This is a genomic window from Acinetobacter lwoffii, from assembly GCF_019343495.1.
In the GTDB taxonomy this organism is placed as follows: domain Bacteria; phylum Pseudomonadota; class Gammaproteobacteria; order Pseudomonadales; family Moraxellaceae; genus Acinetobacter; species Acinetobacter lwoffii_P.
Window position 1 is genome coordinate 1,435,065 of sequence record NZ_CP072549.1, and the last position, 25,821, is coordinate 1,460,885.

The following is a 25,821-nucleotide window of genomic DNA, read 5'->3' on the forward strand; positions in this document are numbered from 1 at the left end:
GGTACCAGAAAATTATATTGAGTTTAAGGAAATGAAGATGTGATCAAAAAAAACAGGCTTGATCGTGATGGATCTAGCCTGTTCAATCGTTTGGGTGTTAATTGGATATTAGTTAAATGTTAAACAGTACGACGCAATCGCTGATCACGTTGCGCCAGACTTTCGTCCATCGGCACGAGTCGTCTATCAGGATCAATCTTTTGCCAAGGCAGGTCATTCGGGTCTGCTTTCATGGCTCCAGGCGCTTTCGCGACTAAAATGGCAGCAGCCATGTCCTGAAAATCTGCACGAAAATGTACCGAGCTTTTCACCACGATGATCGATTTATCTTGAGGCACAACACCAAAAATTCTAAACATATTACGATCGAGCAACTGGGCTTTGTAGGAACTGACTGCAATTTCAATACCATCTATTTCCAGTAATACACTCGGGCCGATATCCGCCTTAACGCCATGCATCATGGGCCCGCCATAGCTGAATTTCCCATCGCTATAGGCTTTGATTTTAAATGGCTTTGTTGCACAAACCTATCTGTAAAGGCTTTTTCAGCGATATAATTTTCAAATGAAGAAGCCTACACACAAAATCTACCGCACAACCAATTGGCCCGCATATAACCGAGCACTCATGAGTCGCGGAAATATTGCCATTTGGTTTGATCCTGCTACGCAATGGTATGCGCCATCAAAAGGCAAACAAGGGCGAAATCAAACCTACTCCGACGCAGCTATCCAATGCTGCTTAATGATTAAATCCTTATTCCGTCTATCTTTACGTATAGTCACTGGCTTTGTGCAAAGTCTGATTAAACTTTGCGGATTAAATTGGACCGCACCAGATTACAGTACGCTTTTTAGAAGACAAAAGCATATTGATATTGCAATCAGCTACCAAAAAAGTAGCGATGGGCTGCATCTACTCGTAGACTCTACAGGCATGAAGTTTCTAGGTGAGGGCGAATGGAAACGCAAGAAACATGGAGCTGAATATCGTCGCCAATGGCGTAAACTACATATTGGTATAGATGCCAAAACCCTACAAATACGCGCTATTCAGCTCACAACCAATAATGTCAGTGATTCACAGGTGCTTGGTGATTTACTTAATCAGATTCCACAAGATGAGCAGATTGACTCTGTTTATACCGATGGAGCTTATGACACCAAGCAATGCCGTCAGGTCATTGCAGATCGGCAAGCACATGCGGTGATTCCACCTAGAAAAAATGCGAAACCATGGAAAGATACAAAGAGTAGCTCGCTAGAGCGAAATGAATTACTTCGAACAGTTAAACGTTTAGGCAGGACATTATGGAAAAAATGGTCAGGCTATCATCGCCGCAGTTTGGTGGAAACCAAGATGCATTGCATCAAATTATTAGGCGATAAATTAATGGCAAGAAGCTTTCCTAGTCAGGTGAATGAAATTCATGCACGTGTAGCAGTCCTCAACAGATTTACGGAATTAGGTCGACCACTTACCCAAGTTACGCCTTAAATTTGGCTCAATTAGGGGCGCTTTGCATTTCAAATCTTTGTGCAACAAAGCCCCTATCAAATAGATTTAAACACTTATATGTTATTACCCATATTCTAGTGTTTATTTTTAAATTCTGTTTTGAGTCATTTCCCCATTGACGAGTCTCAGCAGGTTCAGTGGATTCTCATCTCTTAATGCTTCAGGCAACAGACTTTGCGGATAGTTCTGGTAGCAGACCGGACGTAGATAACGGTCAATCGCCAAAGTTCCCACAGAAGTACCACGTGCGTCTGAAGTAGCCGGATAAGGTCCGCCATGTACCATGGCATCACAGACTTCTACACCGGTTGGATAGCCATTCAACAATAAGCGGCCTGCCTTTTCTTCCAATACCGGTACTACATCGGCAAACTCCACCAGATCCGATTCATCCGCAATCAGTGAAGCTGTTAACTGTCCATTCATGCTGCTTAAAGCCTGTAGTAACTGGGCTTTGTCTTCTACTTCAATCACAATCGTAGTGGGTCCAAAGATTTCTTCTTGCAGAAGTTGATCACCAGCAAGCAGCAGTTCAACCTCTGCTTTGAAGAGTTGCGCTAATGCCTGCTCCCCTTGTTGCTCCTGACCGGCCAGGTGCTGAATGCCGGAATGCTCGGATAAATGCGATAAGCCAGAAACATAGCTGTTTAATGTCCCTGCATTGAGCATGGTTTGAGCCGGCTTGTTTGCCATGATTTCACTGAGCTGTTCAATGAGCCGTGTATATTCAGGTGATTTAATTCCCAGGATCAATCCTGGATTGGTACAGAATTGGCCACAACCCAGTACTACTGAATCTGCCAGCTCCTGGGCAATCTGATCACCACGGTTTTTTAAAGCTTCAGGCAGCATCAGCATCGGGTTGATACTGCTCATTTCAGCAAAGACCGGAATCGGCTGTGGACGTGCTGCTGCCATATCGCATAGTGCACGGCCACCTTTGAGGGAACCGGTAAAACCGACGGCCTGAATTAATGGATGTTTCACCAGTAAGGCACCGACAGCATTACCATAGATCATGTTAAACACCCCTTTGGGCATGCCTGTTTTCTCAACGGCACGTTCAATGGCCTGAGCCACATAGTCTGCAGTGGCCATATGCCCGCTATGGGCTTTGACCACCACAGAACAACCTGCTGCCAATGCAGAAGCGGTATCACCACCGGCGGTCGAGAATGCTAAAGGGAAGTTACTTGCCCCAAAAACGGCAACTGGCCCTACACCGATTTTAATCTGACGCAGGTCTGGTCGTGGCAAAGGTTGACGCTCTGGCAGTGCGGTATCAATTCGAGCCCCTAGAAAATCACCACGGCGCAAGACTTTAGCGAACAAACGCATTTGCCCGCTGGTACGGCCACGTTCACCTTGCAGCCGGGCAATGGGTAAAGCGGTTTCTTGAGAAATCGTATTGAGGAAGTCTTCACCCAAAGCATCGAGTTCATCTGCGATGGATTCTAAGAATAGAGCCCGCTGTTCAGGGGAAGTATGTCGGTAGGTTTTAAAGGCTGTATGGGCTGCTTCCACGGCCTGGTTGACTTCCTGTTCAGTGGCCTGAAAGAAGTCAAAAGTCAGGGCTTCACCGGTGCTGGCATTCAGGCTTTTCAGGACTTTATCACCTGCAGCGCTACGGGTGCCAGCTATAAAGTTGTGGCCAATTGTATTCATAATATTAATTCCTTAAAGAGTAATGATTGAGCCAATTGGTAGTTCAGGTTGAGTAGATGCGAGTTTATTTATCAATGGTTGACCAAACTCTTTCATTTCAATTTCAAATTCATCACCAATTTCAGCTTTCATACCGTCTGCAAAAGACAGTGTGGCTGTTCCGAAATAATGAATATGGACATCCCCAGGCTTGAGGAACTGTTGGTATTTGAAATGGTGATATTCAAGATTAGTCAGGCTATGACACATATTGTCTTCACCTGAAAGAAACTCTTTTTCCCAGATCACTTCACCATTACGTTTCAGCCGGCTTTTACCTACCAAATGTTTAGGCAGATCTCCCGTTCTTAATTCCGGACCATAACTGCAAAAACGTAATTTTGAATGTGCAAGATATAAATAATTACGGCGTTCCATCACATGATCTGAATATTCATTGCCTAGTGCAAAACCAATACGATACGGTTTTAAATCCGGGCCAATCACATATAAACCGGCAATCTCAGGTTCTTCACCACCATCTTCAGCAAAAGGAGGCAATGGTAATTCTTTCCCAGGACGTACAACAATTGAGCCATCCCCTTTATAAAACCATTCTGGTTGTGCTCCTACTTGACCCTCTATAGGTTTGCCTTTTTCTAGTCCCCATTGAAACATACGCATGGTATCTGTCATCGAAGCCGGATCATTCAGGTTTTGTTGATGCATCTTGTCGCGTGCGGATGCTGATCCTAAATGGGTTAATCCTGTTCCTGAAATAAAACAATGTGCTGCATCAGGATGATCCAATGGTGGCAAAACCTGGTGATTTTCTAACAGCTCAGCATAGTTATAATGTTGTTCTGCAAAACCTAATACCTCAACTTGCTTTTCAAGCGAAAGACCTTTTTCGATTGCTAACAATGCAAGCTCACGTACAGTAGTCACTCTATTAACCTGAAATACCTGATTGTTTTCTACGACACCTATTGCACGCTGATTAGAATGATCTTCAAACTGAATAATATTCATGCTGCTATCCTTTAGCATTTTCACTAATGTTCATTGTTTTAGATTTTTGGGTCTCAAATTTTGCATAGACGAAATATGTCAAAATCAAACCAAAAATCATGACGATTGTTAAAAAGTACAAACCTGAAGCCATGTTGCCGGTGTATTGCTTCAATAAGCCAATTCCAAAAGGACCGATATAGCCACCCAAATTTCCAACTGAGTTAATAAGAGCAATACCTGCTGCTGCGCTGGCACCTGTCAAGAAGCGTCCAGGAAGTGTCCAAAATACGGCTGTGGTAGAAAATAGACAGAATGCAACAACAGAAAGAGCGATCAATTGCATAACAGGAGAAGTTAGCCATGCACTAAAGAACATGCCACAAGCACCTAAGGCATATAAGAAGCTCAGGTGTCCATAACGGTCATTTAACTTATCTGTACTGCGGGGAATAATAAGTAAACCAATAATCCCGAATACATAAGGAATACTTGAGAGAAAGCCTACTTGTAAATCTGAACCACCACTAAACTGCTTGATAATGGTGGGTAACCAGAGATTTAAGCCATAAATGCTTAAAGTGACGGGTAGATAATACAAAGCAAGAGTCAATACACGCTTATCTTTTAAAGCATGAAGCGGATTTCCATGACGTGTTTGATCATATTCAGCTTCATCTTTAATCAGCTCATTACTCAACCAAGTTTTTTGTTCATTACTCAGCCACTTAACACTATTAATTTTTTCTGGAAGATAGAGAAGTGTTGGCCAGGCAAGTAAGACTGCTGGTAAACCTACTACAATAAATAACCACTGCCAGCCATGCATATTGGCGATACCGTCCATGCCCAATAATGCACCTGCCAAAGGTCCGGCTACCATCATGGCAATCGGCTGAGAAAGAATAAACATCCCCATGATTTTTCCACGATGGCGCACTGGATACCATTGGGTGATTAGATATAGTACTCCCGGAAAGAAGCCAGCTTCAGCGACACCGAGTAAAAATCTGAGGATATAAAAACTGTAAGGTCCTTGAATGAGTGCCATTGCCATGGTGATTAGCCCCCATGTAAGCAGAATTCGTGCGAACCACTTTCTTGCGCCAAACTTGTCTAAGAGTAGATTACTTGGCACCTCAAATAAGAAATAACCAATAAAGAATAAACCTGCACCTAATCCATAAGCCGCATCACCTATTCCTACATCTGCACCCATATGTAAATGGGCAAAACCGACTGCTGCACGATCAATATAAGCAACTAAATATAAGACCACTAAAGCGGGGATTAGCTTAAATGTTACCTTCCTGATGACATCCTTCTCGAATTCCATATTCGACTCCATTTTCCATTTCTAGTTTTAGCTTCATGCTGAAGGAGGAATTTACCAGAATAAAATATAGTATTACTATTTAAATTGTAAACCCTTTTAAAAGGATTTTATTTACTGTATTTTAGTTTTAATGTTTTTAATAGTAATACTATATAGGGATATAGAAATGTCTAACAAACAACCTTTACGCTCAGCTGCATGGTTTGGGACAACCGATAAAAATGGATTTATGTATCGTAGTTGGATGAAAAATCAGGGGATTCCAGATCACGAGTTTGACGGACGACCAATTATTGGTATTTGTAATACCTGGTCAGAACTCACACCTTGTAATGCACATTTCCGTAAAATTGCTGAGCATGTCAAAAAAGGTGTTTTAGAAGCTGGCGGCTTTCCGGTTGAGTTCCCGGTTTTCTCCAATGGAGAATCTAACTTACGCCCTACTGCGATGCTTACCCGTAACTTAGCCAGTATGGATGTAGAGGAAGCAATTCGTGGTAATCCCATCGACGGCGTTGTCTTGTTAACAGGTTGTGATAAAACGACTCCTGCTTTGCTCATGGGTGCTGCAAGTTGTGACGTTCCTGCAATTGTGGTGACAGGCGGTCCTATGCTGAATGGCAAACATAAGGGTAAAGATATCGGTGCGGGTACTATCGTCTGGCAGATGCATGAGGAATTAAAAGCAGGAAAAATTGATTTAAATGAATTTTTATCAGCTGAATCTGGTATGTCACGTTCAGCAGGAACCTGTAATACCATGGGCACAGCTTCTACAATGGCATGTATGGCAGAAGCTTTAGGGACCTCATTACCCCATAATGCGGCAATCCCTGCGGTAGATTCTCGCCGTTATGTATTGGCGCATTTATCTGGTATGCGTATTGTAGATATGGTGAAAGAAGATCTGCGTCTTTCTAAAATTTTAACTAAAGAAGCTTTTGAAAATGCTATCAAAGTTAATGCTGCAATTGGCGGTTCAACCAATGCTGTTATTCATCTGAAAGCAATTGCTGGCCGAATTGGGGTTGATCTGGAACTGGATGACTGGAACCGTGTGGGTCGCGGTATGCCCACAATTGTTGATTTGCAGCCCTCAGGGCGCTTCCTGATGGAAGAATTTTATTATAGTGGTGGATTGCCAGCAGTATTACGTCGTATGGGTGAAAATAATCTACTTCCCCATCCTCAAGCATTAACCGTCAATGGTCAATCGATCTGGGAAAATTGCCAAAACTCCCCTATCTACAATGATGAAGTGATTCGTCAAATTGATAACCCACTTCGTAATGATGGTGGGATGTGTATTCTTAAAGGTAATTTGGCACCAAAAGGCGCTGTATTGAAACCGTCTGCGGCCTCCCCGGAATTAATGAAACATCGTGGACGTGCTGTAGTCTTTGAAAACTTTGATGACTATAAGGCACGTATCGTTGATCCAGATCTTGATGTAGACGAAACCTGTGTCTTGGTACTCAAGAATGCCGGTCCAAAAGGTTATCCAGGCATGGCAGAAGTCGGAAATATGGGATTACCTCCAAAAATTCTGGCAAAAGGAATTACCGACATGGTTCGTATTTCTGATGCACGAATGAGTGGTACTGCATATGGCACGGTAGTCTTGCATGTTGCACCAGAAGCTATGGCCTGTGGTCCTTTGGCCGCTGTTCAAAATGGTGACTATATTGAACTCGATGCTTATGCCGGAAAATTACACCTGGATATTTCTGATGAAGAATTGCAGCAACGTTTAGCTAATTTACCAGAACCACCAAGACCAAGCTTTATTGGGGGCTATCGTCAGCTCTATGTAGATCATGTACTTCAGGCAGATCAAGGCTGTGACTTTGATTTTCTGGTAGGTTGCCGAGGCTCTGAAGTACCCCGACATTCACATTAAGTGCCTAAAATTTAGATGATCTTGTGAAATCATAAGGTCATCTATACCATAATGAGATCATAAATGGTCAATTGTAAAATATGAGTAATGCCGACTATAAAAATCCTGTTCCAAGTAAAAGCCAACATGCTCTTATTGTTCAGCAATTAGGTCTAAAAATAGTATCTGGCGAAATACCGGAAAATGCAAAATTGCCTTCAGAGGCAGAGTTATGTGAAGAATTTCAAGTCAGTCGACCGGTATTTCGTGAAGCTATTCGTGTTCTGAATGCCAAAGGTCTGACCTATTCTCGACCTAAAATTGGTACGGTTGTTCGCCCTAAAGATGAATGGCATTTACTTGATCCGGATATTTTATACTGGCTTATACAATCCACCCCTGAAAATGAATTTTTTAAAACTTTATCTACTGTACGTCGTGTATTAGAACCGGAATTGGCTTATATCGCAGCAAGTACGGCGACAGAGGAAGATATAGCACGCATTAAAAAAGCGTATGCAGGGATGGAACAGGCAGAAAGTATTGAAGAGTTTATCCAGCCGGATATTGACTTTCATCTTTCAATTGCCAAAGCAACTCATAATGATTTATTGGCATATATGTCAAAAATGCTGGTTTTACCTTTGCAGCAGTCAATCCAGGTTACCAGTTTAAGACCGAATTTACAGAACCATTCATTGCCTCGGCATAAAGCAATTTTAACTGCAATTGAAAATAAAGACCCTCTTTCTGCACGTCATGCCTCGCTGGTGCAGTTAGAGGATACTAAAATGGCATATGATTTGATTAAAAAATAAGTCATATGCAGTACCACTATGTAGATATTAAAGATTTATGAATACCGTAAAAGTTACCTGTGTTGAAAAAGGCGTATTACTGAATAAAGCATTTCAATTTAATTTCCCTGTTGAATACACTGAATATGAGCAGTTAAGTCAGCAACAGTTTTATGATCAGATCCATGATCAGGATGTGCTCATCATCAGTGACCTGAAAGTTGATGAACAGATTCTGAACAATAATCCGAACTTAAAATTACTGGCACTTTGTTCCACAGGTTACGATCATGTAGATGTCGATTTATTAAAGTCTAGAAATATCAAAATCTGCAATATTCGTGGTTATGCTGGCGATGCAGTGGCTGAACATGCATTTGTCCTGATGATGAACCTGATCAAAAATTTCGACTCCCAAGTTAAGGCTGTTCGAGATGGGACCTGGTCAAATAGTCCAGTATCTTTCTATCTTGCAGCGCCCATCCGTGAACTCAAAAATAAAAATCTGGTCATTGTAGGTAAGGGCGAAATCGGTCAGTCGCTTGCAGAAAAAGCCCAGGCATTTGGTATGAAAGTTACCTTCAGTGAACGCAAGAATGCCACGACCTGTCGTGAAGGATATGTTCCATTTTCACAGGCAATACAGCTTGCTGATGTGCTGTCCTTGCACTGTGATTTGAATGATGAAACCCGTTTTATGATTGATCAGACTGTACTCAGTCAAATGAAAAAAGATAGCATTTTGATTAATGTAGGCCGCGGCGGTTTGGTTCATAGTGAGGATGTTGCAGAAGCATTAATGAATCAGCAGATTGCAGGTTTTGGTGCAGATGTGCTGGACCAGGAGCCTCCTGCAGCAGATCATCCCTTGTTAAAACTCAAGCATCCAAATGTCATGATTACAGCGCATATTGCTTGGGCTACTGATGAAGCTCAAGAACGACTATTTTCTATTTTGGAGAGTAATGTGAACCAGAATATTTTAGGTCATGATCAAAATCTGGTTTAGTTCAATTTATAAAAGAGAGTATTAAATAAAAAAATTAATATAAAAAATAGGACGGTTCATTATTACGATGCCCGTCCTATTCATTTAGATGGATGAACCCCACATGAAAGCCAAATCCTTTAACTAAAATATAAAAATGGATAAGACTGTAGCACCCTCAATCCATGAGGAAACTACAGTCGAACTTTATGGAATTAGTCAGGAATTAAACAGGTTTTAAATGATCTTTCTTGTCCAGATAGCCCAAGATAACTTGCAGCAACACACCAATCAATGCACAGACTGACATTAAAATAAAGCAAAGTGTATAACCGGTTGCATTATGCCATCCTCCAAAATTCGTCAGTAATGAACCCATCAGAATGGGGGCAATCGCTCCTCCCACATAAAGGGCCACAGTAATGATACTGTTCGCTGTACCCATGGCATCTTGCTCGGCATAATCTGATGCCGTGGCATAATAAATTGGCCAGATTGCATTGGCAGAGAAACCAAAAATTAATTGAATAATAATGACAGAAATTACACCTTGGGTTAAACAGAAACTGGCAATACCAACAGCCATCCAGATTCCACAAAGAATGAGTGTCTTACGACGTCCAATTTTATCGGACAAAGAAGGCCAGAAAATTTGACCCATAATTCCTGTAATTGTAAATACGGCACTTAAACCTGCCGCTTTAGCAAGATCTAGTCCCACAATATTATAGAGATATGCAGGAAAAATAGTCAGGAAACCAAGATATACAATGTGTGTAATTAAGGTACTACCTGCCGTAAATAAAATACCGCGTGACTTTAAAGTTCTTTTTAAGGAACCTTTCTTCGCAGCAGCTGGATTTAAGGATTTGGTTTCTAGACATGGATTATCTGTCGGTGGAGTAAGTCCTCGATCTATACATGCATCATGAAACTCATCATAGCGTTTCTTGTTTGAATAAATAGCCCAGAATGTTAATACCGGTACTGAAATCATGATGCCGAGATAAAATGCATAACGCCAGTTTTCAGGACCAAAATAATAAATAATTGATGCCATTACTACCCCACTCAGCATTGCACCAACGGGATAACCAGCATGGTGGGCACCGATTGCAAAGCCTCGGTGCTCTTTAGGCCACCATTCTGCGGTATTACTCACCCCGATGGGTTCGGCCACACCACAACCAATAGACACCAATATCCGCAAGATAACAAACTTATAGAAAGTATTACTAAATGACATGATGCCAGAAAGTAAGGACAGAAAAGTAAATCCGACAATCAAAGGCCACTGGAACATAGCACGTTTCCAGCCCGGTGCTTTTAAATCACAATAGGCACTTACCGGAATACTGAGTAAGGCTAGGGACACAGTAATGGCGGCGATGGTATAGCCCCACTCTGTGGGTGTAAGAGAGAATTCTTCACAAATCATGACTGCCGCGCGGAATATGAGTTCACGATCATATGCAATAACCAGCCAGATTAACCAGCAAACAACAAGAGACACCCATGAATGCCGATGAACTTTTTTTAAACTCATTCTCTTTCCCTATTTATTAACCATCTGAAAATGGTTAATTCCATCCATTCTTATTCTGAATAATTTTATTTAGTAGAGAATTTCTCTATTTAATAAAATATAAAAAAATATAGTTCTATCGATTTTGAAATTCCAATTACATTTTCCCAGCATTCGATAACTCAGTCCTATCGATATATATTTTATTTTACAAAACATTGATTTAAAAAATATATTAAAATGTATTAAATATTTTAGGATTAAAAATAATATATTTAAAATAAAAAACTGGCTATTTAAAAGCCAGTTTTAAACAATATCAAGAGATATAGCTATACCTCTATATTATTAAGCCTTTTTAATTCACGAATTAATCCTGAATGGTCTAAGGGTCCATCGCCATGATGGACCATATCTGAAAAGAGCTGATCTACCAATTCTGCTACCGGCAACTTTAATTTTAATTCCTGCGCATAATTTATAGCAGTATGAGTATCTTTTAACTGAGTACTCGCTGCGCCTCCTGGTTTAAAGTTTTGACTTAACATACGTTCACCATGCTGTTGCAAAATAGGAGAGTCAGCAAATCCACCAGTTAATGCCTGCTTTACTTTATACGGATCAGCCCCGCCTTGCTGAGCAAAGAGTAAACCTTCTGCCACGGTAGCAATCGTACTCGCAACAATCATTTGGTTAACCAGTTTGGCGAGCTCTCCACATCCGGCAGTGCCCACCAAGACTGCTCTGCCCATAGAATTTAGAACTGTTTGGGCTTCAGTAAAGGTATCTTCCTCACCACCCACCATAATAGCTAGAGTCGCATTTTGTGCACCTTTCTCACCACCTGAAACAGGTGCATCTAGGTATCTTAATCCTAAGGATAAACATCGTTCATTCTGATATTTTGCAGTTTCTACCGGGACTGAACTCATGACAATCACAATACTATTTTTCTTTAGTTCAGAAATCGCTCCATCTTTTTGGAACAGGACTTCATCACAAGTTTTTCCATCACTCAGCATTACAATAAGAAGATCAACATCTCTTCCAACTTCCGATAGCTGATGACAGACTTGTGCGCCCGCCTCTTCTAATGTTTTCAATTTAGAAATTGTTCTATTCCAAACCTGAACCTGGTGACCATCCTTGATTAAGTTCATAACCATGGGTGTGCCCATAATACCGGTTCCCACGAATCCAATCCTTGCCATGTTTTATACTCCTTGATTGGGTTGGGCTTTGAGATTTAACTTTTCTTTTTCTATCTGTTTGCCATTTAATCGTGCGAGTACCAATAACCCGATTCCGCCAATCGCAACAAATCCAGCGATGACTAGAAATGCAGTAGTATAAGTACCAGTCGTGGTATATAAGTACCCTGTTAAATATGGCCCTGTAAATCCACTTAAATTACCCACAGAGTTAATCAGTCCAATACCAGCGGCGGCACCTACTCCCGTCAATGTTTGGCCAGGTAATGTCCAGAAAATATTAATCGCACTAAATACACCAATGGCAAGGAAAATAAACCCAACAATAATAGCCCAGGGCTGGTTGACAATTAGTGCGATTGCAATTGAACTTGCCGCCATAAGAGCTGCACAAGCACCATGCTTATGACGTTCCTGTTTACGATCCGAGCGTCGGCTCCATAAAATCATGCCTACAGCAGCGAATGCATAAGGAATAGCTGTTAAGAGTCCGTTTTGAATCAAACTGATTTCCATGCCAAACGTGTTACGGAATGACTCCAGCACACTTGGCAAGAAGAAGAACATGGCATTCGAACCAGAAGTAATGCCGAAGTACACAAGAGCCATAAGCCATACCAATGGATTTTTAAACACTTGTTTAATAAGCGCTGACTTAGTTAAATGAGAGTCAGCAGCTTCAGTTTTTTCAAGTTCTTCTCTCTCTAAAGTTCTCATTAACCATTGACGTTGATCAGTAGTGAGCCATTGGGCTTCTTTAGGCGTATTGGTTAAGTATTTCAAACAAATGATACCTAGAATGATCGATGGAATGCCCTCAAGCACATACATCAAACGCCAGCCTTCATACCCTATTGTATCGCCCCATTGCATCAGTCCAACTGAAATAGGTGCACCAATAATCTGGGCAATTGGGAGACCTAAATAAAATGTGGCAAATACACGTGCACGATATCGCGCTGGAAACCACAAAGTAAGATAGAAAATCACACCAGGAAAAAAGCCAGCTTCCGCAATACCGAGTAAAAAACGAAGAACGATAAACTGAGTTCCGTTTTGGATAAAGCCCATTAAGGCAGCAATGATTCCCCAAGTAATCATAATACGCGCGATCCAGATTCTGGCACCGAAACGATGTAGCAATACATTACTCGGAACTTCGGCAATAAAATAACCAAGGAAAAAAATACCAGCGCCTAAGCCAAATATCGTTTGAGTAATGCCAATTGCATCATTCATATGCAAGGCGGCAAAGCCGATATTTGTTCTGTCTAAAAATGCCATTACAAACAGAATAATAAGAAAAGGAATAATTCTTTTTGAAATACGTTGAATGGTTTGCTCTTCTAAAGCAGATTTAGCTTGAATATCTTCCATAATACTGTCTCACTTTAATTAGCTATCTCAGCTATTAATTCCTGGGTATCTTCAATATGCGCCCGGATGATGCTTTCAAAATTCTTATCCGCTTTGAAACCGAGTGATTCAGCATATTCAGCTTTAACTCGCACTGGCCAACTTTTCACAATACGTTGAATCGTTTTATCTTCTTGCCACTGGACGAGATCTACCGCAGATTTTCCTGCAATTTTTTCTAGGGCTTTCAGCATTTGCTGAACGGTCACCGTTAAACCAGGTAATGGAATAATGCGCTGATCGGATAACTGATCCGGAGAAATAACCGCTGCATGAATCATTGAGTCGATACAGCGACGTGGAGAGGTGATAAATACTGGCGTATCAGCCTGGACAGGACAAACCGCGGGCTCACCTTTGAGCGGTTCACGAATGATTGAACTAAAAAATGTTGAAGCAGCTTTATTGGGCTTACCGGGACGAACAACAATTGTAGGTAAACGTAATACTCGCCCATCAATGAAGCCTTTACGTGAGTAATCTGAAACAAGTAATTCACCTACTGCTTTTTGCATGCCGTAGGACGATTTAGGTGTGACGACAGTGTCATCTGTAACTACTTCTGGTAGAGCACCTCCAAATACAGCGCAACCGCTGGCAAAAATAAATCGGGGTTTGATCCCGTGCTGTCTTACCGATTCAAGTAAGGTCAACAAACCATACAAATTGACTTCCATACCTAGGTCAAAATCAGCTTCCGCGGCTGAACTTACCACAGCAGCTAAATGCCAAATGACATCTACGTTTTTAGTAATTTCTAATACTTGTTCTTTATCAGTAATATCACCGATCACAACCTGAATTTTTGGATCTTCAGGAGTGTCCTCTCCTGCAAAAGCATCGAATAATATGATTTTTTCTACGGATTGAGCAGCTTGTCCATCTAGTGTGATAGTCCCTAATTCCAAGATTTTTCTAGCTATCTGTTTGCCTATAAAACCAGTTCCACCAGTAATAAGTATATTCATAGGTAATCCTTCCCTAATTTAAGAATCAGACGATTTACATCGTAGATGACTCAAATTAAGGAGGATGATTAATAATTACCAATGAATTATTCCTCAATATCGATAACTTTTTAATATCAATATGAATGCGTAATTCAATATAAATTTATATTGAAAGACTTATATACCTAATTCTTATTATTTTTTATTTCAGAATATCGCTACTTTAGGTTTAATAACTTCTGTTTATCAAAGATTGATATTTAATCATTAGTAATTTTTTAAACTAAATTATAATTTACTTAGAAAGTATATGATTTTTCAATAAATTGAATGCCTATCAAATTGAGATAATCTTTCAGGATAATGTAAATGGAAATTAAAGTATTTGTTGATGTTAAGACACGTTTAGGTGAAGTACCGACATGGGATCCTGTTCGTCAACGATTATTTTGGGTAGATATATTTGACGGTCGCTTGTTTTCCTGTGATGAGCAAGGTAAAGACCTGAAAGCTTGGGAAACCCTTCAAAAGATCGGATCTTACGCATTACGTGAAAACCATAATGGAGCAATTGTTGCATTAGAAAATGGGCTGCATAGCCTAGATTTTGATACTGGCGATTTAGAATTTATTGATCACCCTGAACCAGATATGCCTTTTAACCGTCTGAACGATGGAGGTGTAGACAGACAAGGTCGTTTTGTTTTTGGATCGATGAACCGTATGGAAGAAGATAAAACCGCCTCTTTATATCGTTTAAATACAGATATGACGGTTCAGAAACTAGAAGAAAATATCAATACTTCAAATGGGATATGTTGGAATCCAAAAGGTGATAAGTTCTACTTTACAGATACCTGGCAAGGTGAAATCTGGTCATACGATTATGACAGTGCAGATACCGGTTTAACGAATAAACAGGTTTTTTGCAAAATCGATACGCAAGATGGCGGCTCAGCAGACGGATCAACTGTAGATAGTGAAGGTTATGTCTGGAGTGCGAAAGTATATTCAGGGAAATTGGTACGTTATGCGCCTGATGGCAGCATAGATCGAATCATTGAAATGCCGGTTAAAAAAGTAACCAGTCTGGCGTTTGGGGGTAAAGATTTAGATGTGCTCTTTGTTACCTCTATGTCTCAACCTCCGCTACCACGTTTTCCTGGAGACAATCAGTTGCGTGGTAGTGTATTTGCCATTTATGGATTAGGGATCCAAGGTGTCGCCGAAACATATTTCAAAGGTTAAATGCCATTTAATCACTTGGCTGATTTAATTAGCCAAGTGATATTTATAGCTAATTCTGCTTAGCATTTCTTAATAAAATTTCTATAAAGGTTTGTGCAATTTCTGAAACTGGTTCGTTTTTCCTCGTCAAAATGCCGTAATCCTGGGCATCTAAAATCAACTCGGTTTCTATAATGCAAAGTTTCCCGTCTTTCACCTGTTGAGCGACCATTGCTTCAGGCAGCATAGCGACCATGGGAGCAGTTTGTATAATCTGTAGGAAAGTTTGCATGGACATGGTATTGACCGTATTCAAAGGGACTTTAACATTTGCGCGCATAAACGCCGCTTCCATACGTTCACGAATAGGTGTTCCTTTAGGGTAAACCACCCAAGGCCAATCCATGAGTTCGATCAATTTACAAAATTTCTTTTGAGCATAGGCATGCTCATGATTAACCACAATACAAAAAGGCTCAGGTCCTAAGGGCTTAAAATCAAAAAATTGCTGTTGTGTTGCCTGGGTAAATCGACCCACCGCTAAATCTAGTGTATGTTCACTGAGCATTTCCATTAAATGATCACTGGTCTGTTCAACAACATCAATAGAGAGTAATGGCCATTTCTTTTTAATCTCAATCACAGAATTTGGAATGACAGACGCGGTTGCAGCAAAAATTCCACCTACTTTAAGAAATCCATGTCCACCTAGCCTCAGCATTTCAATATCTTCAACAAAATGTTTGGCATCATTCAGGACCCGCTGTGCATAACAAATCACATGCTGCCCCAATGCTGTTACAGGCATACTTCTCGGTAAGCGTTCAAAAATAGAAAAACCCAGCATATTTTCAATTTCTTTCAGCATCTTACTAATCGCGGGCTGACTTAAATTCATCTGTTCAGCTGCTAAATGCATATTTTTAGTTCTTGCCAAAGTCTCTAATAAAACCAAGTGCCTATATTTGAACCAATTATTAAAACTTGAATAATTTAAGTCTGCCATTTAGAAATCCTTTTACCAATAACTACAGGTTATTAATTATTAAATTATTACCATTGGTGTTTATTAGAAAGGAATTCTATGATGATTTCAATTATAAATAGAGTTGTTTTACATGAAATTTACATTAAATTCAGCTAATTCATTACCAGTGGATGGTACACAAGGGTGCTTAATTGGGCGAGCATGGGTACCGCATAAACATAAAGTTGCTGGTCCATCGCCAGTGATTTTGAAAGGTAATCAGGTTTTTGATATTTCTAGTCATTTCAATACGATCTCTGAACTGTTAGAAACTGATTCCCCGATCTCGGCTCTCTCTAAAATTGAAGGTCAATTGATTGGGAATATTGATGAAATTTTTGCAAATACTTTGCCTGAGCCAGATCTAAGTAAAGCTTATTTTTTAGCACCTATTGATCTGCAAGTGATTAAAGCTGCAGGAGTAACTTTTGCTGCAAGTATGCTGGAGCGGGTAATTGAAGAACAGGCTGCAGGTGATGCGGATAAAGCGCAACACATTCGGGAAATCGTACAGGGAGTGATTGGAGACAGTCTTAAATCTATTCAGCCTGGCTCTGTAAAAGCACTTGAATTAAAAAAATACTTAATTGAACAAAATATGTGGTCTCAATATCTTGAAGTTGGGATTGGCAGTGATGCAGAAATATTCACTAAAGCTCCTGTTCTAGCAGCCGTAGGAACAGGTCAAAATATTGGTATTCATCCAAAATCAGAGTGGAATAATCCTGAACCTGAAGTGGTTCTAGTGGCAAATAGCCAAGGTGAAATTTTAGGTGCGACTTTAGGTAATGATGTCAATCTGCGTGATTTCGAGGGACGTAGTGCTCTTTTATTGAGCAAAGCTAAGGATAACAATGCCTCATGCGCAATTGGTCCTTTCATCCGCTTATTTGATCAAACTTTTAGTTTGGATGATATCCGCTCATGTGAGGTAGAACTCAAAATTGAAGGAACTGATCATTTTGTTTTGAATGGTTTGAGTTCCATGTCTCAAATTAGTCGTGATCCAGAAGATTTAATTCAACAGACTTTAAATGAAAATCATCAGTATCCGGACGGATTTGTACTATTTTTAGGAACATTATTTGCCCCTACCCAAGATCGAGAAAAACCTGGAGCGGGCTTTACCCACAAAGTTGATGATGTCGTACGGATTCATACTCCTAAACTAGGCACTCTTTACAATACTGTAACGACCAGCGACAGAGCATCACCTTGGAATTTCGGCATCAACTCATTGATGCAAAATTTAAAGCAGCGTGAATTACTATAGTTTTCACATATTATCCCTAGGTTGAATGGTATTCCTAAATGATTAGCTTTAGGTTTGGTTCTACCCTTCAAATAAATAACTGCCTCCCATATTGCTCATTTGCATAATATTAAAGTTAAGGATCTGGAAATGAATAATCAAAGTAAACGGATTTTTTTACGTAGCCAGGAATGGTTTGATGATCCAAAACATGCAGATATGACAGCTTTGTATGTTGAACGATATATGAATTATGGTTTGACACGTGATGAGCTTCAGTCCGGTCGACCAATTATTGGTATTGCCCAGACAGGCAGTGATTTAACTCCTTGTAATCGTCACCACAAAGAATTAGCAGAACGCGTTAAGGCCGGCATTCGTGATGCCGGTGGCATTCCTATGGAATTTCCAGTTCATCCAATTGCAGAACAATCACGCCGCCCTACTGCCGCGCTTGACCGCAATTTAGCCTATTTAGGTTTAGTAGAAATTCTCCATGGCTACCCGCTTGATGGCGTGGTCCTGACCACTGGTTGCGACAAAACCACACCTGCCTGCCTCATGGCAGCAGCCACTACCGATTTACCGGCTATTGTTCTTTCAGGTGGACCTATGCTGGATGGCAACTATAAAGGTGATTTAATCGGATCAGGTACAGTGATCTGGCATGCACGAAATTTACTGGCTTCTGGTGAAATTGATTATGAAGGGTTTATGGAAATGACCACTTCAGCATCTCCATCAGTTGGACATTGCAATACCATGGGCACGGCACTTTCCATGAATGCCTTAGCTGAAGCTTTAGGTATGTCTTTACCGACGTGTGCCAGTATTCCTGCGCCTTATCGTGAGCGTGGTCAAATGGCTTATGCGACCGGTAAACGCATCTGTGAGATGGTCCTTGAGGATTTAAGACCCTCGAAAATTATGACCAAAAAATCCTTTGAGAATGCGATTGCTGTTGCCTCTGCTTTAGGTGCTTCTAGCAACTGTCCTCCGCATTTAATCGCTATAGCACGTCATATGGGAATAGAACTTACATTAGATGATTGGCAACGTGTAGGTGAAAATATTCCACTTCTTGTGAACTGTATGCCTGCTGGAAAATACCTGGGTGAAGGTTTTCACCGTGCCGGTGGTGTACCAGCAGTGATGTATGAATTACAAAAAGCAGGCGTACTTAATGAAGATTGTGCATCAGTTAGTGGAAAAATGATGGGGGAAATTGCCAAGCAGTCTAAAACATCAAACGCTGATGTAATTTATCCCTATCAAGAGCCGCTTAAACATGGTGCCGGCTTTATTGTACTCAGTGGTAACTTCTTCGACAGTGCGATTATGAAAATGTCTGTTGTGGGAGAGGCATTCAGGAAAACCTATTTGTCTAATCCGCAGGATGAAAATAGCTTTGAAGCTCGAGCGATTGTCTTTGAAGGACCAGAAGACTATCACGCCCGTATTAACGACCCCGATCTTAATATTGATGAAAACTGCATTTTAGTCATTCGTGGTGCAGGTACAGTCGGTTATCCAGGTAGTGCTGAAGTAGTAAACATGGCACCTCCTACAGAGCTGATCAAAAAAGGCATCGATTCTTTACCTTGTTTAGGTGATGGTCGCCAAAGTGGAACATCAGCCAGCCCTTCTATTTTAAATATGTCACCTGAAGCAGCTATTGGTGGTGGGATTGCATTGCTCAAAACCAATGACCGTTTAAGAATTGATTTAAATAAACGTTGTGTAAATGTAGTTGTTTCTGATGAGGAATTAGAACGCCGCCGTCAACAATGGAAACCTGACTACCCTGCATCTCAAACACCATGGCAAGAAATGTATCGCAAGTTAGTAGGCCAACTTTCTACAGGCGGATGCCTGGAACCAGCAACCTTATATATGCGTGTCATTAATGACAAAAACTTGCCCCGACATTCTCATTAAATCGAATCTAGGACTAATTAGATGAATACAATTGGCCACAACTTTATAGCTGGCACCCGTAGCGCTGCAGGTGATAAAGTCCTGAAAAGCCTGAATGCCAGCACCGGTGAAGCCCTGACTTTTGACTTCTTTCAGGCCACTGAACAGGAAGTCAACCAGGCCGTGGAAGCAGCCCATACAGCCTTTAAAACCTACCGACATACTTCCCCTGAACAGCGGGCTCTATTCTTAGAATCCATCGCAGATGAACTCGATGCTTTGGGTGAAGACTTCCTCAATACGATTTCTCAAGAAACCGCTTTACCCATTGCCCGGCTGCAAGGTGAACGTGGCCGTACCAGCGGGCAAATGCGTTTGTTCGCTAAAGTCTTGCGCCGTGGTGATTTTCTAGGGGCTCGAATTGATACCGCACTGCCAGAGCGTCAACCTTTGCCACGACCAGACCTGCGTCAGATTAAAATCGGTGTAGGGCCAGTTGCCGTTTTTGGGGCAAGTAACTTCCCTTTAGCATTCTCGACCGCCGGTGGTGATACCGCTTCTGCATTGGCAGCAGGTTGTTCTGTGGTGGTCAAAGCCCATAGCGGGCATATGGCCACTGCAGACTATGTGGCTCAGGCCATTGAACGTGCCGTTGAGAAAACAGGCATGCCCAAAGGGGTGTTTAACATGATCTATGGTAATGCTGTCGGTGCCTTACTGGTGAAACATCCATTAATTCAGGCCGTCGGTTTTACCGGTTCCCTCAAAGGTGGCCGTGCACTATGCGATATGGCAGCAGCACGTCCACAGCCGATTCCGGTCTTTGCTGAAATGAGCAGTATCAACCCGATGCTGATGCTGCCTGAAGCTTTAAAAAACCGTGGTGATCAGATTGCCCAGGAGCTGGCAGATTCAGTAGTACTGGGTTGTGGCCAATTCTGTACCAATCCAGGATTGATCCTGGGAATTAAATCACCTGAATATACACGGCTCATTGAACAGCTCAGTGAAATCATGGCAAACAAGCCGGCTCAAACCATGCTCAATGCAGGGACATTAAACAGCTATGTTTCTGGCTTATCGCATTTATCCGAGCATTCCGGCATTCAGCACCTGGCCGGTCAGGAGCAACAAGGGGAGCAGGCATTAGCGCAACTCTTCAAAGCAGAGGTTGAACTGCTGCTTGCTGGTGATCAACTTCTGCAAGAAGAAATCTTTGGACCCACTACGATTGTGATTGAAGTAGAAGACAAAGCCCAGTTACTACAGGCTTTAAGCAGCATGAATGGACAGTTAACAGCTTCACTGATTGCGGATGAATCGGATCTGGTGGAGTTTGCCGATGTAGTACCGGTATTGGAAGAAAAGGCAGGCCGCTTATTGTTGAATGGCTATCCAACCGGTGTAGAAGTCTGTGATGCCATGGTACATGGCGGACCTTATCCGGCTACTTCAGACGCACGTGGTACTTCTGTGGGAACTTTGGCGATTGACCGTTATCTACGTCCGGTCTGCTACCAGAACTATCCGCAAAGTCTGTTGCCTGAAGCATTAAGAGATGAGAATCCACTGAACCTGCTGAGACTCGTCAATGGGGAAATGACTCAAAACAGAATTTAAAAGAGACGACAAGAACAAGAATGCGGGGAGCTTTATTCATCTCAGTGAGTTGCCCGCTTTCAAAAACGATAGATAGCCAAATACATTATCAAATACTTGGAATAGATGAAGTATGAATTTATCTGTTTAACCCAAATAACAATGATTTCAAAAATAAATTAAGAAACATTTAAGGATGAATGTATGAAAACACTTGCGAAATTTTCATTAGTAATAGGGACCTGTATGTCTTTTTCACCTGAACTATTAGCAAATGAATTATTGGAAGATGGTCAATTTGATTTAATTAATCGTAATTTTTATTTTTATCGCGATTTTAGAAATGGAGCTTTCAATCCTTCCGGTGCGAACACGCAGTTGCCAGAAGAAGATAAAGAGGGCTATCGTAGTGAATGGGCACATGGGGTTATTGCAAAATATACTTCAGGATATACTGATACTGCCTTGCAAGTAGGATTTGATGCTTATGGCATGGCAGCAGTAAAACTATATAGTGACGAATTTAAAACCGGCACAAACTTGTTAGAATTTGACTCTGCAACAGGTAAGACTAAAAGCTTCAATGGAGAAATTGGAGGTGCTCTAAAGGTCAAATATAAGGACACTATATTGACTTATGGTAATCAATTTCCCAATGTTCCAGTTATAGCCACCAATACCTCTCGCTTACTCCCATCTGTAAGTACGGGTATAACTTTACAGAATAAATCTATAGATCATTTGGAAATAAATGCCGGTTATTTTTATAGTATGAACCCGGTAGATTCTACGAAGGATTTAAACTTTTTTACCACAGATTATGGTCCAGCTGCTGGAATTAAAGCGGATAGTGTCAGTTTTGCTGGAGGAACATATAAATTACCAAACTCATCAGTAACCGCCTATGCTTCTGAATTAGAAGACGTGTGGACACAGCTCTTTCTAGGCGCAGATTTCCAACATGCTTTTGAAAATGACCACAAACTAAAAGCTGCCTTTGTTGGATATAGTAATAAAGATACGGGTAAAAAAATTGCAGGCAATATTGAAGCAAACATTCTGTCAGGTTTAGTGGGATATCAAATAGATCAGCATATTATTTCTTTTGGATATCAGCAAGTATTTGGGGATGAGCCTTTTGACTGGGTAGGATATTCAACTATAGGCGGAAATGTTTCAATTCTAAATGCAGCGCAGTTTGCCAGTTTTTCTGAAGCAAAAGAAAAGTCACTACAGCTTAAATATGAAACAAGTCTTGGCTCATATGGACTACCAGGCCTAAGCTTAATGGGGCGTTATATATATGGTTGGGATGTAGACAACAGTAATAGTGATAATAGTTTTTATAGACAGAGATTTGTTTATGATCCAACCAAAGACAATAAGCATTGGGAACGTAATCTTCAAATTTCTTACAAAGTTCCAAGTGGATTTGCTAAGGGTTTGGATATAAAGTTACGTCAAGCTACCCATCGAGCCACCAAAGGTTATCGTTATAATGATATTGATGAAGTACGCGTAATTATTGAGTATCCATTGTCATTTTAATTATATGCATGTTGTAAGTTCTAGCAATTAATTAGTGATTCACAATTTGATTATAGAACACACTACAAATTGCTAAAAAATTAGGAAAGGATTTGCAATTTTTTCAAGAGAAAGCATTAGGGTGTGTTGACACTTTTAGCTTAAAAAAATAGCGAAGTAGTAAAATCAAATCACCAAACCCAATTTTACTATTCGCTATGCCTCGTACCATGCTGACAGATCAACACTGGCAAAAGTTGAAAGTTATTCTGCGTAATTTATCCATTCACCACAACTCAAATTTACGCAATTTTATTGAAGCTATTCTCTATAGAATGGCTTTGTTGCATAAATATCTAAGACTATGATTTTTTTAATTCATTTTTGGATTAAAAATCAAACAAATCTTTAAGAATCAGCATCTTGAAGAATGTTTATGCAACAAAGCCGAACAAACTCAAAAACGTTACCAACCGGCGTTAGAATTAGGGAGAATGCACTCGAAATCAACTTCACCTCTAAAAAGCAGCGCTACTACATTACACTCCCACACCCGCCGACTGCGGAAGGTATCCGTACAGCCGCTAAAATTAGAAGTGACCTCATAAATAAAGCCAAATGGGGGATTTTAACTGAGAATGATATAGCACAAGCAAAAGGCCTTGATGTTACAGAAACTGAATCAATGGATGGTCAGCAAGTCTTATTTCAAGATGTTGCACAAAAATTTTTAAAGTTTTCGATTGCCAATAAAGATTCAAAAAATGGCTATCGCAAAATTTTAGAATGTCATTGGATGCCTTATTTTGCATTAACACCAATAGCCAATATCACGACTGAAGATATTGAGGAAGTCATTATCGATCGTGATTTTCAAACAGCGAAAACATTTAATAATTGCGCCACGCCTTTACGTGGAGTTTTCGAGTTGGCTGTTAAGCATAATCAGATTTCTGTAAACCCTATGAATAAAATTAAGAATCGTAAGGTTCAGGTGGAAACACCTGACCCCTTCACACGCAAGGAGATGGAAGCCTTACTAGCTTGGCTCGACAAAAGCTTACATGATGAGGACAAATTTTATCGGTGGTATTTTGAGTTTGCCTTCTGGACAGGCTGTAGACCTTCCGAAATGATTGCTCTTAGAGAAAGTGATATCGATTGGTTCAATGGCACATTCAAAGTTAACAAAAGCCGTGTACGTGGTTTAGAAAAAAAGGGGACAAAAACACATACGTCTCGAGAAGTATATCTGAATGAACGATCAACTCTGGCTTTGATAGCTTTGCTTCAATTTAAAAAAGATCAAGGCTACCAAACAGATTATGTGATGCTATGTCCTAAGACTAAGGAACCATTCTTTAATGAAAAACCACCTAGAGAGCGTCTTGTAGAAGCCATGAAAGCGTGTTCTATACGTCACCGCCCTGCATACAATGCAAGGCATACTTATGCGACGATGTTGCTGATGGATGGCGTCAATCCAATGTTTGTAGCCGATCAACTTGGACATAGCCTACAAATGCTGATCAAACGCTATACAAAATGGTTGCATGGGGATAAAAATAAGCAAGAAATTGCAAAACTTAGCGTAGCACGTACGGCCTAAAAACTTTGAAATCAAAAGCTCTTGGAATGAAAAATGTGGCAAATATGTGGCAATAAAAAAGCCACTTAATATAAGTGGCTGATTTATAAAAAGAATTTTGGTGGAGGTGGCGTCAATTGAACTCAAAACCTAACTCATTAATTTTAAAGCTCTTTTATTGAATAAAAAAATTCATTGACCCAATTTTGACCCAAATTAGATTTAGTGCATTGAATCACTTTAAAATATTGTTCAAATCCTGAATTCGGATTTGAAGTGGCGTACGGCATTATAGCAGCAAATTACACCTAGAAATAAATGTAATGTTATAACATTTCAATTAGCTCATTATTATATTAATAATCACATCAACTCCAGTACAGTTCAATTTTTTAATTTGTACTTTTGCTTAGGACTCTTAGGCTTATCAGGAAGGGTACGTTCAATCACACCTGCTTCTAATGCTGGAGTTAAATAATTTTTTTGGAATGTGGCTCGATGGGACAAGTCCAATAGAGCCATAAGCTCAGTTAAGCTATATTCTTTCTGCTCCATATTCTGGATGAGACGTTTAACTTGATCGCTAACTTGTACGCTAGCTTGAGCGGTATCTTGATCGCTGGCATCAGAACTAAGTATTGCATCTAGAATCATCTGCAAAATAAATTCAATAAAAGGTGCAGAATCTGAACGATCTGTGCTCGCTTGCAATGCATCGTAATAAGCTTTTTGGTTTTGATAAATCAAGCTTTCTACAGGGATGTTGAGAAAAATAGGATTCCACTGGCTTAAGATTAAAGTTTGCCATAAACGCCCCATCCGCCCATTGCCATCAGCAAATGGATGTATAAACTCAAATTCATAATGAAATACTGAACTCTGAATTAATGGGTGCTCATTACCTTCAGCCAACCACTGTAATAACTCTCTCATTAAACGCTGGACTTGATTTGCAGGCGGAGCCATATGCACGACTCGATCCCCTGACATCACACCAACACCGCCATGACGATACTGTCCAATTTCATCAATCAGTCCTGTCATCAATATTTGATGTGCTTTCAGCAAATGCGATTCTTGATCAGGATTCCAATCTTGAATTTCTTCATATGCCTTTAGGGCATTACGTACCTCTTGAACTTCTTTAGGTGGAGCGATAATGGTCTTGCCATTCAGGATCGCTGTGATTTGCTCTGTACTCAAGGTATTTCCTTCTATCGCTAAAGACCCTTGAATCGTTCGAATACGATTGGCTTTTCGCAATTTAAGGCTATCTTGGATTTGAGTTAATGCAGTCAAACGCCCTATTGATTCACTAATTTGTGCAATCAAGTGAATAATTTTAGAGGTGATCGTATAAGGCGGTTGATATTTCATGCCATTCCTCATTGATGTAAAAACAAAGC

At 40.5% G+C, this 25,821-nt stretch carries 20 protein-coding genes and 1 pseudogene; 11 read left to right on the forward strand and 10 right to left on the reverse strand.

The features are described 5' to 3' along the window. Positions 1-119 precede the first annotated feature (119 nt). Positions 120-464 carry an MlrC C-terminal domain-containing protein gene (locus J7649_RS06765; RefSeq protein WP_267461084.1) on the reverse strand — a complete coding sequence of 115 codons (345 nt, stop codon included), beginning with the start codon at positions 462-464 and terminating at the stop codon, positions 120-122. Positions 465-567: 103 nt separating this feature from the next. Between J7649_RS06765 and J7649_RS06770 the strand changes: the two genes are divergently transcribed. Beyond that, positions 568-1,500, forward strand: coding sequence for an IS5-like element IS17 family transposase (locus tag J7649_RS06770; protein WP_219309954.1), 933 nt, complete (start codon positions 568-570; stop codon positions 1,498-1,500). A gap of 108 nt (positions 1,501-1,608) precedes the next feature. Here the strand turns inward: J7649_RS06770 and J7649_RS06775 are convergent, their stop codons facing one another. The 3 genes from J7649_RS06775 to J7649_RS06785 are packed head-to-tail and all read right to left on the reverse strand — an operon-like array spanning position 1,609 to position 5,512. Further along, positions 1,609-3,186: an aldehyde dehydrogenase (NADP(+)) gene (locus J7649_RS06775; RefSeq protein ID WP_219309956.1), complete on the reverse strand. Its 1,578-nt coding sequence runs from the start codon at positions 3,184-3,186 to the stop codon at positions 1,609-1,611. A gap of 12 nt (positions 3,187-3,198) precedes the next feature. Continuing rightward, on the reverse strand, positions 3,199-4,197 hold the full coding sequence (gene araD1, locus J7649_RS06780) for an AraD1 family protein (protein WP_219309958.1): 999 nt from the start codon (positions 4,195-4,197) through the stop codon (positions 3,199-3,201). Between the two features lie 4 nt (positions 4,198-4,201). Next, positions 4,202-5,512 carry an MFS transporter gene (locus J7649_RS06785; RefSeq protein ID WP_219309960.1) on the reverse strand — a complete coding sequence of 437 codons (1,311 nt, stop codon included), beginning with the start codon at positions 5,510-5,512 and terminating at the stop codon, positions 4,202-4,204. A gap of 166 nt (positions 5,513-5,678) precedes the next feature. Between J7649_RS06785 and J7649_RS06790 the strand changes: the two genes are divergently transcribed. From J7649_RS06790 to J7649_RS06800, 3 genes are all read left to right on the forward strand, one after another. Further along, entirely contained in the window at positions 5,679-7,412 is a 1,734-nt protein-coding gene (locus J7649_RS06790; protein ID WP_104426519.1) for an IlvD/Edd family dehydratase, read from the forward strand. Positions 7,413-7,492: 80 nt separating this feature from the next. After that, entirely contained in the window at positions 7,493-8,209 is a 717-nt protein-coding gene (locus J7649_RS06795; protein WP_067763287.1) for a FadR/GntR family transcriptional regulator, read from the forward strand. Positions 8,210-8,246: 37 nt separating this feature from the next. Then, positions 8,247-9,197, forward strand: coding sequence for an NAD(P)-dependent oxidoreductase (locus tag J7649_RS06800; RefSeq protein WP_219309962.1), 951 nt, complete (start codon positions 8,247-8,249; stop codon positions 9,195-9,197). Positions 9,198-9,402: 205 nt separating this feature from the next. Here the strand turns inward: J7649_RS06800 and J7649_RS06805 are convergent, their stop codons facing one another. The 4 genes from J7649_RS06805 to denD all read right to left on the reverse strand — a co-directional run bounded on the left by J7649_RS06805 (position 9,403) and on the right by denD (position 14,296). Next, positions 9,403-10,722, reverse strand: coding sequence for an MFS transporter (locus J7649_RS06805; protein WP_219309963.1), 1,320 nt, complete (start codon positions 10,720-10,722; stop codon positions 9,403-9,405). A gap of 311 nt (positions 10,723-11,033) precedes the next feature. Further along, positions 11,034-11,912, reverse strand: a complete 879-nt coding sequence (locus J7649_RS06810) for an NAD(P)-dependent oxidoreductase (RefSeq protein WP_219309964.1) — start codon at positions 11,910-11,912, stop codon at positions 11,034-11,036. Positions 11,913-11,915: 3 nt separating this feature from the next. After that, positions 11,916-13,289 (reverse strand): MFS transporter, encoded by a 1,374-nt coding sequence (locus tag J7649_RS06815; RefSeq protein ID WP_219309965.1) that lies wholly within the window; start codon positions 13,287-13,289, stop codon positions 11,916-11,918. A 14-nt stretch (positions 13,290-13,303) separates the two neighbouring features. Beyond that, on the reverse strand, positions 13,304-14,296 hold the full coding sequence (denD, locus tag J7649_RS06820) for a D-erythronate dehydrogenase (RefSeq protein ID WP_219309966.1): 993 nt from the start codon (positions 14,294-14,296) through the stop codon (positions 13,304-13,306). Positions 14,297-14,647: 351 nt separating this feature from the next. Here denD and J7649_RS06825 point away from each other — a divergent pair, with 351 nt between their 5' ends. Then, positions 14,648-15,526, forward strand: a complete 879-nt coding sequence (locus J7649_RS06825; protein ID WP_219309967.1) for an SMP-30/gluconolactonase/LRE family protein — start codon at positions 14,648-14,650, stop codon at positions 15,524-15,526. Between the two features lie 49 nt (positions 15,527-15,575). Here the strand turns inward: J7649_RS06825 and J7649_RS06830 are convergent, their stop codons facing one another. Then, a complete protein-coding gene (locus tag J7649_RS06830) occupies positions 15,576-16,511 on the reverse strand; it encodes a LysR family transcriptional regulator (RefSeq protein ID WP_219309968.1) in 936 nt (311 codons plus the stop codon). A 112-nt stretch (positions 16,512-16,623) separates the two neighbouring features. Between J7649_RS06830 and J7649_RS06835 the strand changes: the two genes are divergently transcribed. The 6 genes and pseudogenes from J7649_RS06835 to J7649_RS06860 all read left to right on the forward strand — a co-directional run bounded on the left by J7649_RS06835 (position 16,624) and on the right by J7649_RS06860 (position 24,436). Further along, positions 16,624-17,805, forward strand: a complete 1,182-nt coding sequence (locus tag J7649_RS06835; protein ID WP_219309969.1) for a fumarylacetoacetate hydrolase family protein — start codon at positions 16,624-16,626, stop codon at positions 17,803-17,805. A gap of 129 nt (positions 17,806-17,934) precedes the next feature. Next, positions 17,935-19,722: an IlvD/Edd family dehydratase gene (locus tag J7649_RS06840; protein ID WP_219309970.1), complete on the forward strand. Its 1,788-nt coding sequence runs from the start codon at positions 17,935-17,937 to the stop codon at positions 19,720-19,722. A 21-nt stretch (positions 19,723-19,743) separates the two neighbouring features. After that, positions 19,744-21,321 (forward strand): aldehyde dehydrogenase (NADP(+)), encoded by a 1,578-nt coding sequence (locus tag J7649_RS06845; protein ID WP_219309956.1) that lies wholly within the window; start codon positions 19,744-19,746, stop codon positions 21,319-21,321. A gap of 183 nt (positions 21,322-21,504) precedes the next feature. Next, complete coding sequence (locus tag J7649_RS06850) at positions 21,505-22,848, forward strand: OprD family outer membrane porin (RefSeq protein WP_219309972.1); 1,344 nt, start codon at positions 21,505-21,507, stop codon at positions 22,846-22,848. A gap of 197 nt (positions 22,849-23,045) precedes the next feature. Continuing rightward, a pseudogene (locus J7649_RS06855) lies at positions 23,046-23,165 on the forward strand (IS5/IS1182 family transposase); the annotation flags it as partial. Between the two features lie 92 nt (positions 23,166-23,257). Beyond that, positions 23,258-24,436 carry a tyrosine-type recombinase/integrase gene (locus tag J7649_RS06860; RefSeq protein WP_420868643.1) on the forward strand — a complete coding sequence of 393 codons (1,179 nt, stop codon included), beginning with the start codon at positions 23,258-23,260 and terminating at the stop codon, positions 24,434-24,436. Between the two features lie 363 nt (positions 24,437-24,799). Here J7649_RS06860 and J7649_RS06865 read toward each other — a convergent pair whose 3' ends face one another. Further along, on the reverse strand, positions 24,800-25,792 hold the full coding sequence (locus tag J7649_RS06865; RefSeq protein WP_129716578.1) for a Fic family protein: 993 nt from the start codon (positions 25,790-25,792) through the stop codon (positions 24,800-24,802). Positions 25,793-25,821: the final 29 nt, after the last annotated feature.